The organism is Capnocytophaga genosp. AHN8471, from assembly GCF_016806945.1.
Taxonomy (GTDB): domain Bacteria; phylum Bacteroidota; class Bacteroidia; order Flavobacteriales; family Flavobacteriaceae; genus Capnocytophaga; species Capnocytophaga periodontitidis.
The window spans coordinates 100,118-114,327 of record NZ_JAESPJ010000005.1 but is presented as its reverse complement, the minus strand read 5'-3'; the positions used below and the strand labels follow the sequence as shown (position 1 = coordinate 114,327).

The following is a 14,210-nucleotide window of genomic DNA, read 5'->3' as shown; positions in this document are numbered from 1 at the left end:
GATAAGAGGTAAGAATGTTCATCTTCTGCCTTTTATTCTTATCTTGTTTTATTGACTGATTTTTCCGATAAGGATATCGATAGTGCGAGCTTCTTCTGAAGTAGGGAATTCATCTTTGATGCGCTCGTAGTATTTGAGAGCATCATCTTTTTTACCTTGTAGAGAAGCTACTATACCTGCTTTTTTGAGGTATATAGGAGTTACAAAATCGTTGTTGCTATGTTCAAAGGCTTTGATGTAGTATTTGAGAGCCTCGGCATTATTTTTTTGTTGAAGGTAAGCATCGCCTATATTTCCATAGGCTAAAGCGCCGAAAATATCGTCATCAGAATTAAATTCTTTGAGGTGATCGATAGCATTGTTGTAGTCACGCAAACGCATATAAGCCATACCCATACCATACTCGGCGAGGTTAGCTGCTTTGGTACCACTATAGTTTTGAGCGATTTGCTTGAAGCCATATTTACCTTTACCGCCTTCGATAGAAACTTTGAAGAGAGAATCTTTGGCTTTAGCATCGGTAGCTTGCATAGCTTCATCAAAGAATTGTTGAGCGAAGAAGAATTCGTTAGCAGCTTTCTTTTCGTTAGGAGCTTTCACAAATTGTTGGTATAACAAATAACCTAAGCCCAGTACGGCTACAGCTATGAGGGCTCCGATAATAATTTTCTGATTGCGTTTCACCCAATCTTCGGTACGAGTAGCGCCTGCATCAAGGGCATCGAATACCTCGGCAGTAGTACTTTCTTGGTGCAATCGAGTTTCTTGAGCGTCGTTGAGTTGCTCGTTATCTCTATGTCTATTAGGTCGGTTGTTGTTCTTTTTGTAAGTTGCCATATATAATTTTCAATTAAAGTTCGGCAAAAGTACGACAATTATTTGAATTGACAAATTTTTTTTCTAATTTACTTATTTGTGAATCTGCTAATTATTTTATACCTTTGCCACTCCAAAGTAATTTTATATGCTTACTAAAGAACCATTACATTATTTTTCTACTATACGCAAACATTTCAGAAACTCTTACTTAGCTGAAGACATTCATCAGATTATCATTGGGATAGATTGCGATTACTTCGATGCCTACAGTCATAATTACACCTCTTTGCAAGCCTATTACCAGCAACAAACTTCTATCGCACCCTTTGCGGGACTTTTTGGGGTATTAGGTTATGAATCAATCCATTTTTTTGAAAATATTCCCACACAAGAGCAAGCTCAATACGAGTTTCCCGCCTTTGTATTTGCGAATGCGAAAGCCTATTTGCATTATTCCAAAGTGAATAAAGTGTACTCTTTTTACGGCGATGAAGTATTATACTTCAATTTTTTGGAAGCAGCAAATGAAGAAACTTCTACTTCTATAAAATCAATTTCAGCTGAAAAACCTTTTTATCACATCAATACCGACCTGAATGAGGAGCAAATACACTTTTACAAGATAGTGGAAAAAGCTAAGGAATACCTACGTGCTGGCGATATTTTTCAAGTGGTATTGAGCGAACAACTCTGTTTGGAAAGCAACCTCAACTCTTTAGAATTTTATAAACTACTCAGTACAGCCAATCCCTCTCCTTATATGTTTTTCTTCCCTACTCCTTATGGAGAGGTGGTAGGGTCAAGTCCTGAAATATTAGTAGAAATCAACTCGGAAACTATGTATATAGCACCTATCGCTGGTACACGCCCGCGTGGTAAAGATGCTAACGATGATGCTCGTTTGGCACAAGAACTTCTCGCCGATCCTAAAGAGTGTTCTGAGCACCGAATGCTGGTTGATTTAGCACGCAACGATATAGGGCGTTTTGCCGAGAAAGGTACTGTGCAGGTGAAGAATATGATGCACATTAAGCAGTTAGAGCACGTGATGCACATAGTAACCGATGTGTATGGTCGCAAGCGCAAAGAGGTGTCGCTTTTTGAGGTGATTGGAGCAGTATTCCCTGCAGGTACGCTGAGTGGAGCGCCTAAAATACGCGCTATGGAAATTATTGCTGAGCTGGAACAATACCGCCGCAATGTGTATGGAGGAGGTATTGGCTTTTTGCATTTCAACGGCAACGTACAGCTCGCTATTGTGATACGCAGTGCTTTTTTTGAAAAACCTGCTTTTCAGGATTCTGAGTGCACCCGTGTATTTATACAAGCCGGAGCAGGAGTTGTTTATGATTCTATACCTGAAAAAGAATATGCTGAAATACAACACAAAAGAGCTTCAGTAGTGAAAGTGTTTGAGAGGAATTGCAATCCTCACCCCAAGCCCTCTTCCAAGGAGAGGGGGCAATCCGCAAAAAAGGACTATATAACGACTAAAACCTAACACCTAAAAATGATTTTACTAATAGATAATTACGATTCATTTGTTTTTAATGTAGCACAATACCTCGGTGAACTCACTGATGAAGAAGTGCGTACTGTGCGCAATGACCAACTCACCCTTGCCGAGATACGCGCTCTAAACCCCTCACGTATAGTGCTTTCACCAGGACCCAAACACCCTAAGGACAGTGGGATTTGTTTGGAAATACTAAAAGAAATTACCGATATTCCTATTTTAGGTATCTGTTTAGGGCATCAGGCGTTTGGATTGGTGCACGGCGGCACTATAAAACGATTAGAAGTACCTTTGCACGGCAAGACTTCTGTACTTACCGTTACCGAACCACAATCGATATTGTTTAAAGGCTTGCCACAGCAGTTTAGCGTGATGCGCTACCACTCGCTATATGTAGATAAAGACACCTTGCCACAAGAACTCATCATAACTGCCCTCTCGGACGATGGAGTGATTATGGCATTACAACACAAAACAAAACCTATTCACAGTATTCAATTTCACCCTGAATCGTTTTTTACTGAATATGGCAAAAATATCCTCAAGAACTTTTTGATAGGGACACAAACTGCTCAAAGCGTTCAAAATACTGAGGAAAAAGCAAAAGCCTACGCCAATGAAGTGTTCAAAGCAGCTTTGAAGAAACTGCAAGAGAATCAGCCGTTAGGCGATAGCGATTTCAAACAGATATGTGCGGTATTGCACAGCAAGCAGTACGACATCGTACAATTAGGCGCGCTCTTGGTGCTTATCAGCGAAAAGAGTTTATATCCAGAATCACTTACTGCTTTTGTGCGTAACATCTTGGCGTATAGCACTACCTTTGCAGACTCAAGACCTATGATAGACCTCTGTGGTACAGGAGGCGATGGACTCATAACTATTAACATTTCTACCACGGTAGCCTTTATAGTAGCTGCCTTAGGCGTGAAAGTAGCCAAACACGGCAACAGGTCGGTTACAAGCCAGAGTGGCAGTACTGATGTGTTAGGAGAGCTCGGTATTGCGATGGAAAGCAACTTGATGAAACAATTAGATAGCTTGGAGAAAAACGGATTAGCATTCTTCCACGCGCCTTTCTTCCATAACTTAGTAGGCGAAGTACGTGAAGTGCGACAACGTTTGGGCATCCGCACGGTGTTTAACGTATTAGGCCCTCTGTTACACCCCAATACAAAACTAAAATACCAATTAGTAGGTTTATATCACGAGCCCGTGATGCGCCTCTATGCCGAAACACTACAGCTTTTAGGACGCGAACACGCTTTAGTAGTACGTGGCAATGATGGTTTAGATGAAATAAGTATTTGTGATGAGACGAAGATTGTAGAGGTAAAGGGTAAGCAAATATTAGAGTATACCATAGCGCCTGAAATGTTTGGCTTTAAGCGTGCTTTTCACGCTGATATACAAGGTGGTACTCCTACTGAAAACGCTGAGATACTACGTCGCACTCTCAAAGGTGAAGAGCGCGGTGCTAAAGCTGATATCGTGATACTCAACGCAATGTTTGCTCTCTATACCGCCAATGTAGTAAAACACCCCACTGAAGCTAAACCTCTTATTGAAGAAGCATTAAGGAGTGGAAAAGTATGGAACTATTATCAATTAACAATGAACAATTAACAATTAATAATTAACAGGTTTCATTTATGGATATTCTTTCTAAAATCAAAGAACAACGCGAAATACAATTACATCGTGAAATAGAAGAATGGGCGCGCCCTTATTTAACGCAGGCTATACAACAACCTGGCATTAGCATTATTGGTGAAATCAAACGTGCTTCTCCCTCTAAAGGACAAATAGCGACAAAAGATTTCGACCTTCTAAAGCAAGCCCAACACTACGCAAATAACCGCGTAGCTGCCTTTTCTATCCTTACCGAAGAAGCTTACTTTAAGGGAGATAACGCTTTTATTCCCACTGTAGCCAAAGCTTTCCCTATGATGCCTATCCTCCGCAAGGATTTTATCTATACTCCTTTTCAGGTATTCCACGCCAAGAGTTTAGGAGCTTCGGCAATTTTGCTGATTGTACGTATGCTTACTGATGATGAGCTGATGTTCTTGCATCTGTTAGCACATTCTTTGGATTTAGAAGTATTAGTAGAAGTTCACAATAAAGAAGAACTACAACGCGCTTTACAAGTACCTGATTTAGAACTCTTAGGCATCAATAATCGCAACCTCAATACTTTTGAGGTATCGCTGAAAACAACAGAGCAACTACTCAAAGCAATTCCCAAAAGCCAACGTGAAGAACTATTGATAGTAAGCGAAAGTGGCTATCACAGTAAAGAAGATATTGTATATGCCGAAAACTTAGGCATAGATGCCCTTTTAATAGGAGAAGCACTGATGAAAGGAGAGATTTTTTAATGACGAGGAACGAATGACGAATGACGAGGGACAAATGACGAGTTACGAATGACGAGGGACAAATGAAAAGTAAATAAATCACTGAACTTATGAATAAAATTATTGATAGAACCTTATTTTTTAGATGGGGTGAGAGTTCTACTTGTTTAGAAGTATCTGGTGATGTGTTTTTCTTTGATACTGAGGGAAATTTGCGCGGCATAAACCTCCTTTTGCAACACAATGTAGGGAGTGTTATACTACCTGTTTTACCTTCCTTTCTGTTAGAAGAAAAACCTACTACGCTCACCACTCTTTCGCGTGAGGATTTCAGCTTTGAAGTAGATGACTACACCCATACCCGTGCGTACTTATGTGATAATAATCTTGTATTTAGCTACACTAATTGCAATAAAATATTAGACTTGGTAACCCTAAAAGTTACTGAAAATCTTTATTTCATTCTCAACGAAGAAAAGATTTTGCAATACATTATAGTAACTGATGTATCAAGTATACCTTTTGCTGGGATGCCTTATGATAGCGCTCCTCTCTACCTAAAAGAAAAAGAAGTGAGAGAGTTATATTTTTTAACTTATACTTTAGCTTCTGACGATGTAGTGCAGTATGTGAGTATTTTAGAAAAAATACAAAAAAATGATTATTACGACGGGCAACTCGAAAGAGTAGCTAATGATTTAGTGAATGATTTAGATGAATGGCTTACTATAATAGCAGAATAACCAATGACCACTCAGCTAAAAATATGCGGAATTCGCTCTCTTAGTGAAATTCAAGAACTGAAAGATTTGTCTATCGATTACTTCAGCTGTATCTTTGCGCCTAAAAGTCCGCGTTATGTGAGCGTGGATTTAGCAAAAGATATAGTTACTGAAATACACTCAGTTGGCAAACTGGCAGTAGGGGTGTTTGTGAATACACCTATACACGAACTACAACAAATTCAGCAACAAACAAACATTGATATACTGCAACTACACGGCAATGAAAGCGTTGAAGATTGCAGCACCTTACACAACGCAGGCTACACTCTTTGGAAAGCCTTTTCAGTATACGATACTTTACCTGATATTACTCCCTATCAGCCTTATATTCAATATCCTTTATTCGATACCAAAGGCATTGCCGAAGGTGGTAACGGCACTCAATTTAACTGGGAAATACTTAAAGACCTATCGCCTTACTCTTATATTTTAGCAGGAGGTCTTGAGGTAGATAATGTACAAGAAGCCTTGTGTTATCATCCTGCAATATTAGATGTGAACAGCAAAGTAGAGTGCAACCACCGCAAAAATCGCTCACTTGTGGAAAAAATAATTAGTAAATTAGCAGATTAGAAAATTAACAAATGAATACAAAATCTTATTTCGGTAAATTTGGAGGGCAATACGTGCCTGAAACTGCTATGTTCGCCTTGAACGAATTAGAATCCGAATACCTTAAAGCCAAAGCCGACCCTACCTTTCAGGAAGAACTAAACGACCTACTCAAAAACTATGTAGGTCGTCCTACCCCCCTTTATCACGCCAAAAACTTAAGTGCGCACTACGGTCAGCAGATTTACCTGAAACGCGAAGACCTCAACCATACTGGAGCTCATAAGATTAACAATGCTCTGGGGCAAGTATTGCTTGCCAAACGTATGGGCAAGAAAAAAGTGATTGCCGAAACTGGTGCAGGACAACACGGGGTGGCAACCGCTACTGCGGCGGCTCTCTTAGGATTGGAATGCGATGTGTATATGGGTGCAGTAGATATGGAGCGCCAAAAGCTAAATGTTTTCCGTATGGAACTCTTGGGCGCACACGTAGTAGCCATTCACGACGGACTTAAAACGCTTAAAGAGGCGACTACCGCTGCTATCCAATCGTGGGTAGCTGAGATTGAAACGGTGTTCTACGTGATAGGCTCGGCAGTAGGTCCTCACCCCTACCCTTCAATGGTAAAAGATTTTCAATCGATTATAGGTACAGAATGCCGTGAGCAACTTAATACTTTAGGCTTACACGCCGATCACGTAATTGCTTGCGTAGGTGGTGGTAGCAACGCTATTGGCATCTTTTCAGGATTTTTAGATGATGATACTACACACCTCTACGGAGTAGAAGCAGGTGGTTACGGCATTGATACCGATATGCACGCTGCTACCCTCACTTTAGGCAAAGAGGGTATTATTCACGGAATGAAAACTTATGTTTTACAAGATAAGTACGGACAAATAAGTCCGGTGCATTCTATTTCGGCTGGGCTTGATTACCCTGGGGTAGGCCCTCAGCACGCCCATCTCTTTGAAAGTGGTAAAGCTACATATATACCTATCACCGATGCGGAGGCTATGGATGCTCTTGTACGCACCACTCGCTTTGAAGGAATTATCCCTGCCATTGAAAGTGCTCACGCTTTGGCGTATTTAGAAAAATTATGCCCCTCCTTGCCTGCTAATCAAACCATAGTAGTAAATGTATCGGGTAGAGGTGATAAAGATATGCACACTGTTTTTTCAGTATTAAAAGGAGAAAAAGATGAAATATAAAACTATAACAGATGTTTTTGCCGAAAAGAAAAACGTTAATATCGGCTATATAGTAGCAGGCTACCCCTCTACTCAATTTACAAAAGAATTTCTCACGAAGTTAGACGACTCGGCTATTGATATTTTGGAAATAGGCATTCCCTATTCCGACCCCTTAGCCGATGGTAAACACATTGCTGAAGCTTCATTTGCTGCCTCACAAGCAGGGGTTACTACCGATGTAGTGTTTGATCTTCTTAATTCAGTAAAAGAAAAAATACATAAGCCCTTAGTGTTTTTAGTGTATTACAATCTCGTTTTTGCTTATGGAGTAGAAGCCTTTGTAAAGCGAAGTGCTGAAGTAGGTATCAAAGGTATGATTATCCCCGATTTGCCTTATGAAGAAGCCACCGAAGTAGCACAACTGCTAAACGCTCATAACATTGCTTTTATTCCTTTGGTGAGTGTAACTTCTGGCGACCGCATTGCTAAAATCGCTTCTTTAGCTAAAGGTGGTTTTGTATATGCTGTGGGGTCTTTAGGAGTAACGGGTAGCAAGCAGGTTGATTTAGGTAGATTGGAACAGTTCATTACCGACATCAAGCAACATACCACCCTACCTGTAGCGTTAGGATTTGGCATCAAAACGAATAACGATGTACAAACGATGCGCCATTATGCCGATGGAGTAATTGTAGGTACGAGCATCGTCATTCTCACCCAAAACAATGATGTGGTAAAAACTATGAAAGAAATTGAAGAACTATTTAAGTAACATTTGGGTAACAAATAACAAGTAACTTTGTTAGAGTCTAATGACTTTAACAAAGTTTTTTTATGATTAATCATTAACGACTGCTTTCCTAACTTACTGATTACTTACGTTTTCATAAGAAAAACAAACTTTAGTAAAGAAAAACGTACAATAGGTAAAGAGTACTTTGTTAATCAATTCTTAATTTTGTCGCAAAGAAAAAACTTTAAATTTTTGTATAATGAAAAACATCATTAGCATTTGTATTTTGTTGTTCAGCATCCCGATGTTGGCGCAAAAAGTAACCATTACGGGGGTCGTTACCGATGAAAACCAACAACCCCTCCCTGGTGCGACGGTAGTAGTAGAGCCAGCGCATACAGGTGCGGCTACTGATTTGGATGGGCGTTTTTCCTTGAGTGCGCTCCCTACTGATAAACTCGTAGTGAGCTATATAGGGTATCAGCCAAAAACTATAGCCGTAGGCAAAACACGTACCTTCAAAGTAACACTCTCTCCTGAAGTAACTCAAATGGATGAGGTGGTAATTGTAGGGTACGGTACACAGCGCAAAAGCGATATTTCTACGGCAGTAGCTTCGGTGAAGATGGCAGATATTGCCCAAAGCAGTCCGTCGCAGGTATTGCAAGCGTTGCAAGGTAAAGTGAGTGGGGTGCAAATCATCTCTTCCGATGGTTCTGCTTCCAGCGGACTCACCTTTAGAATTCGCGGGGTGAACTCCATCACAGGAGGTACGCAACCGCTCTTTGTTATTGATGGGGTGCCTATGCCTACCCAAAGGGTAACCAATACCAATGAAGATGTGGCTACCAATCCGCTACTCAGTTTAAACCCTAACGACATTGAGTCAATGGAAATCCTCAAAGATGCCGCCGCAGCAGCTATCTACGGGTCTAACGGTTCTAATGGGGTAGTGCTTATCACCACCAAAAAAGGTAAGGAACTCGCTAAACCTAAATTTAACTTCAGTTATGCAAGTTCTATTGAAATGATGCCTAATATCCCTTTGAAGGTGCTCAGCGCTGAAGATTATGCTCACAAAATGCTCGATTATGGCACTTGGGGCAATCAACCTCAAATAGACTTTTGGCAACGAATCATTGCCGAAAAAGGCTGGAATCACCCTGCCGTAAAAGATTGGCTGAAAGAAGTTACCCAAACAGGTACCAAAAACGAAGCTAACGGTAGTATCACGGGTGGTACCGACCAAACCCGTTATATGCTTTCTGTGGGCTATCTGAACCAAGAAGGACTTATCAAGCGTTCTGCTTTCAACCGCTTTACTTCACGCCTCAACCTCTCTCAGAAGATTAACGATAAGATGAATGCAGGTATCAACCTCTCTTATGCCGTTTCTAAGGATAAAAATCCCGTAAGCGATTGGTCTCAAAATGGAGTGGTTCTCAAAGCTTTGCAAACTTCTCCTTTCTTAGACTACCCTGGTTTTGGTACCCTGATGAGCTATCCTAATATTCGCACGATGAGCCCTAAAGTAGCAGTAGACCAAGTGGATATCAATACCAAATACAACGAGCTCAACGCCAATGTATACCTCAGCTATCAACTGCTTAAAGATTTGACTTTTAACACCAGTGCTTCTTACCGTTTACACACTATTGGTCAAGACCGTTTTTGGGGACCTGACACTTGGTTCGGACAGTCAGAACGCGGACGTATGGAACTCTCTCATCGCAATGAGAACAGCTGGGTATATGAAGCCCGTTTGCAATACTCTAAAAGCATCAATAAGCACTATTTTTCTATAATGGGTGCTTTTGAAGCCAATAAGTATTGGACAGATTATACTTATAACAAATCTACCAACTTCGAGGATACCAAACAAGGTATTTGGGGTATCAACCAAGGGTTAGTAACCTATGCGCCTTTGTACACTTATGATGGCAACCAATTAGTATCCTACATCAGTAGAGCAACTTATAGTTATAACAACAAGTATGTACTCAATGCTTCTTTGCGTGCTGATGGTTCTTCTAAATTTGGTAAGAATAACAAATACGGTTATTTTCCTGCCGTTTCTTTAGCTTGGAATGCTCACGAAGAAGACTTTATCAAAAAAATAGAAGCTATTTCCAATTTGCGTTTGCGCGGTAGTTTTGGTATGACAGGTAACAACCAAATCCCATCTTACCAATCTTTAGCGCAACTCGCTAAAAATAAAGTAGTTTTAGACGGTAACAAAGTGGAAATCGGTCGTTATACTAGCAATATAGCTAACGACAACCTTAAATGGGAAAGCCAAAAGCAATACAATATTGGTTTAGATTTGTCCTTCCTCAAAAACCGTTACACCCTTTCTACTGAATTGTATTACAAACGGATAGACGATATGCTTTTGGAAGTGAATATCCCTTCTACTTCGGGATTCCAAAAAGCGTGGAAGAATGCAGGTTCAATGGAAAACAAAGGTCTCGAAGTGAGCTTCAATGCACAATGGTTGCGTGAAGGCGATTTCAAATGGACAACCGATTTCAATATTTCTTTCTACCGAAACAAAATCCTTTCGTTAGACGAAGGTCAGTATCAACAATTCTACGACCGTGGCATCAACTCCAAAATCAAAAGTGATGTGCTCTTGCGCGTAGGTATGCCAGTAGGTATTTACTACGGTTATGTAGCCGATGGTGTATTCCACAACCAAAACGAAGTGGATAACGCTCAGCCAGGGCCTAACGTCGCTTTAGGAGGTTTGCGTGTGAAAGACATCAACCACGATGGTGTAATCGATACTAACGACCGTGTGCCTGTAGCCGATGTAAACCCATTGCACACCGGCGGTATAGGTAACACTTTCTCATATAAAGGTTGGGAACTGTACGCTTTCTTGCGTTGGTCGTATGGCAACGATGTAGTAAACGGAAATGCTTACTACCTCACAGGCACTAAGAATATCGACAATATCACACAAAGCGTTTATAACAACGTGTGGTCGGAAGCACACCCTGACCGTAACTTCCCGCTCTTTGGAGGTGGTTTCTGGGCTGAAAATGCTTTCCGTAGCGACTTAGTAGAAGATGGTTCTTTCTTGCGTTTGCAAACCGTGAGTCTCAGCTACAATTTGCCTAAGGAGGTATTAGAGCCTTATAAACTTAACAAATTGCGCATAGGGGTAACAGGTACTAACCTCGCTCTTTGGACACGTTATTCAGGGTTTGACCCCGAAGCCAATACGGGCTATGGAACTATTGCCCGCTTAGCCCCAGGCCTCGATATGAGTCCGTACCCACGACCTACATCGGTTTTATTCTCAGTAGAAGTTGGTTTTTAAAAGATATAGATTATGAAATTACATATTACCACCATTATAGCAATAGGGGCAAGCCTCGGATTGAGCAGTTGTGCTAAGTTCTTAGAAGAAGACCCCAAGAGCACCCTTACGTCTCAATTTTTCTATCAAAATGAATTGGATGCTCGCCAAGCGATGAACGGTACTTACCGTTACCTCACCGATGTGTACATCACAGGACACGGCACCAAACAAATTAGTACCGACCTTGCCAAACGCGCTGATTGGGACGAGGGGCAAGGCTTGCGTAACTATAAGTTTGGACCTGACAACGATTATATCACCCAAATGTGGCAACAACACTATGCTGCCATTAAGAACTGCAACTCGGTAATCGATAATGTAACCGAACACCAAGATCGTATCAATAACTGGGAACGCTATGTAGCCGAAGCTCGTGGTGTGCGCGCTTACTTGTACTTCGATTTGGTGCGTTGGTTTGGCGATGTGCCTTTGGTATTAAAAGAAACCGAATCGCTTGACGACCTCAAAGTGCCTCGCACCCCTCAAAAGCAGGTGTTTGAGCAAATTATTGCCGATTTTACTTACTCAATGGCTCACGTAGCCGAAAAAGACGATAGAAGCAATGGTTATCAATACGGACGTATTACCAAAGATGCTTGTCGCGGTTTCTTGGCTAAAGTACACTTGTGGCTTGCCTCAGTAGCACAACGCGACGGACGTGAAGTGCTTGGTTCGGCTACTGAAAACTACACCAAAGCAATGAACTATGCCAAAGAGGTCATACAAGGCGGTCGCTACCAATTAGTAGAATACTATCCTGATGTATTCAACGCTAAAACCAAAATAAGCGAAGCTCCAAAAGAAGTTATTTGGTGCGTACAAGGTCTTACAGGCGACGATACCGGTACCCTCACAGGAATGCTTTACGGAATGAGAGGAAATGAAAACTTAGGAGGTTCGTGGGATAACATCTCCAGCTCCGATTATCACCGTATGATTTATGAACCCTCCGACTCTATTCGCCGATTGTGGAACTGCCCACGTGTGCAAGTGCTCGACAACGGTAAGTTATGGGGTTGGGATTATAAAATCTATTGGGATACACGTGTAGACCAACCTCTTAGTAACGCTACCGAAAACAATAGCTGGGTAATGTGGAGTATCGGTAAGTTCCGCCGTTTTCCATTAGCCGATGCCTCATCCTATAACTACAAAAACTTTGGTATGGATGAACCACTCCTCCGTTTTGCCGATGTACTCCTCATCTATGCAGAAGCTTATAATGAGATAAATCACTCACCAGGTGCTTATACACCCTCATCTTCTTTAGCAATGAATGGCTCCAACGTGAACAGTGCTTACGATGCGGTGAATTTAGTGCGCAAACGTGCTCGTATCTCTAACAAAGCAGGCGGACGTGTGGTGCACCGCGATGTATTGCCTCGTGATTTGGATAAAACCCATATCAACGATGTAAATACTGTAGTACCCGATTGGAAACCCTCCTCTTATGGTTATGACTATGCAGGTACTGCTATGTGGACAGCCAAACATTACAGCGATGATTATACCGCTTTCCGTACTGAAATCTTAAACGAACGCGCACGCGAGCTTGTAGGAGAAGTTACCGACCGCTGGTGCGACCTCGTACGTCGTGGTATTTTGGTACAAGCCTTTCAAAACTGGCGTATTTATAATCCGTTTATCAGTGGGGAAGAACGTCGTATTCCACCTCCTCTTACTCCTGAAAATGTCCGCCCTTATCACCAATTGTTACCTATTCCGCTTAGCGAATTGGACACAAATAAAAATTTAACTCAAAATCCTGGATACTAAAATGAAAACACATATATTACTCATTAGCAGTTTGCTACTCACGGCTTTGGGTGCTTGTACTAAGAACAAACCTGAAGACGTAGACCTATCGGTAACTGCCGATAAAACCCAAGTAAGGGTAGGCGATCCCGTAACTTTTACTATTCATCATAATGTAAATGCTTTGGCTATTTACACCGGTGATGAAGGACACGATTACCTAAAGAGCGCTGACAATATACTCAAAAACAAAAGCTCTCAAGAGTTACAAAGTAAGATTTACCGCAATTACGATGCGAACATCATTCCTTACCGATTGAATTTTGACAAATCGGAAGTGGGCGCTAAGACCCCCTTTGAAGGAGGCGCTTTTGAGGTGAGTAGCAATTTAGCTTCTTCTGAAGTAGTTACTGATGCCTCTACAGGTAAAAAAGTGCTAAAATTAGTTTCTGCTCATCCCGAATGGTGGAGTGAAACACTCATTTTCAACGTAAATACTAAGGTAGGTAATAATAAAACTCTTACCTTGCGTATGAAATTTGAAACTGATATCCAAAAGGACTTTACAAATAATACACCTCACCCAGAAGATAAGAATCTTCGTATAGTAACCAAAGTAGCTGGTATAGCTGAAGGCGAAACTCAAGTTACCTTTAGAGATGTAACAGTATGGGGCAGAGAATTACCTAATATTAGCACTTCTTATGCTGATTACAAAGTAAATATAGGTGAAATTATAGAAGCGTGGGAAAATTCAATGGGTAAAAAAATGGAAAAATTATCAAATATCCGCATTATCTTTCCTGCAAAAGACGGCTCTAATATAGCATATATTGGTAATATTTATTTAGAATCAGCGAGTTTTGCTTCTATTGATTATTTCCCATTCGATACAGGAAAAGGTATTACCATTACCGATGATTCTGGGGTAACCAAATACACTCATACGTATGACAAAGCAGGAACTTATGAGGTAGTGGTAGTGGGCAGTAGCAGTAGTTTTAAAAGCTATTCAAAAGACGGCTATAAAACTGATGTAGGAACTGTAAGTGCCAACGAGTACAAGTACAACACTGAATACCGGACTGTCAAAATTACGGTAACACCGTAAATAATTACGAATG

11 protein-coding genes are annotated in these 14,210 nt (G+C 41.0%); 10 read left to right on the top strand and 1 reads right to left on the bottom strand.

The features are described 5' to 3' along the window. Positions 1–48 precede the first annotated feature (48 nt). Positions 49–837, bottom strand: a complete 789-nt coding sequence (locus tag JMN12_RS01670; RefSeq protein WP_203136469.1) for a tetratricopeptide repeat protein — start codon at positions 835–837, stop codon at positions 49–51. 127 nt (positions 838–964) lie between these two features. Between JMN12_RS01670 and JMN12_RS01665 the strand changes: the two genes are divergently transcribed. The 10 genes from JMN12_RS01665 to JMN12_RS01620 all read left to right on the top strand — a co-directional run bounded on the left by JMN12_RS01665 (position 965) and on the right by JMN12_RS01620 (position 14,197). Next, positions 965–2,320 carry an anthranilate synthase component I family protein gene (locus JMN12_RS01665; protein ID WP_203136460.1) on the top strand — a complete coding sequence of 452 codons (1,356 nt, stop codon included), beginning with the start codon at positions 965–967 and terminating at the stop codon, positions 2,318–2,320. 9 nt (positions 2,321–2,329) lie between these two features. Next, positions 2,330–3,961, top strand: a complete 1,632-nt coding sequence (trpD, locus tag JMN12_RS01660; RefSeq protein ID WP_203136458.1) for an anthranilate phosphoribosyltransferase — start codon at positions 2,330–2,332, stop codon at positions 3,959–3,961. 26 nt (positions 3,962–3,987) lie between these two features. Continuing rightward, a complete protein-coding gene (locus tag JMN12_RS01655) occupies positions 3,988–4,716 on the top strand; it encodes an indole-3-glycerol phosphate synthase TrpC (RefSeq protein ID WP_203136456.1) in 729 nt (242 codons plus the stop codon). Positions 4,717–4,805: 89 nt separating this feature from the next. Then, entirely contained in the window at positions 4,806–5,438 is a 633-nt protein-coding gene (locus JMN12_RS01650) for a hypothetical protein (protein ID WP_203136454.1), read from the top strand. A 3-nt stretch (positions 5,439–5,441) separates the two neighbouring features. Next, positions 5,442–6,053, top strand: a complete 612-nt coding sequence (locus JMN12_RS01645; protein WP_203136452.1) for a phosphoribosylanthranilate isomerase — start codon at positions 5,442–5,444, stop codon at positions 6,051–6,053. Between the two features lie 11 nt (positions 6,054–6,064). After that, positions 6,065–7,249, top strand: coding sequence for a tryptophan synthase subunit beta (trpB, locus tag JMN12_RS01640; RefSeq protein WP_088593823.1), 1,185 nt, complete (start codon positions 6,065–6,067; stop codon positions 7,247–7,249). Further along, positions 7,239–8,003, top strand: a complete 765-nt coding sequence (gene trpA / locus JMN12_RS01635; protein WP_088593822.1) for a tryptophan synthase subunit alpha — start codon at positions 7,239–7,241, stop codon at positions 8,001–8,003. Before trpB ends, trpA begins: the two co-directional genes overlap by 11 nt. Before the next feature lie 220 nt (positions 8,004–8,223). Then, complete coding sequence (locus JMN12_RS01630) at positions 8,224–11,289, top strand: SusC/RagA family TonB-linked outer membrane protein (RefSeq protein WP_203136449.1); 3,066 nt, start codon at positions 8,224–8,226, stop codon at positions 11,287–11,289. Positions 11,290–11,301: 12 nt separating this feature from the next. Further along, complete coding sequence (locus JMN12_RS01625) at positions 11,302–13,107, top strand: RagB/SusD family nutrient uptake outer membrane protein (protein WP_203080394.1); 1,806 nt, start codon at positions 11,302–11,304, stop codon at positions 13,105–13,107. A gap of 1 nt (position 13,108) precedes the next feature. Further along, entirely contained in the window at positions 13,109–14,197 is a 1,089-nt protein-coding gene (locus JMN12_RS01620) for a DUF5017 domain-containing protein (protein WP_088593819.1), read from the top strand. The last annotated feature ends 13 nt before the right edge of the window (positions 14,198–14,210 follow it).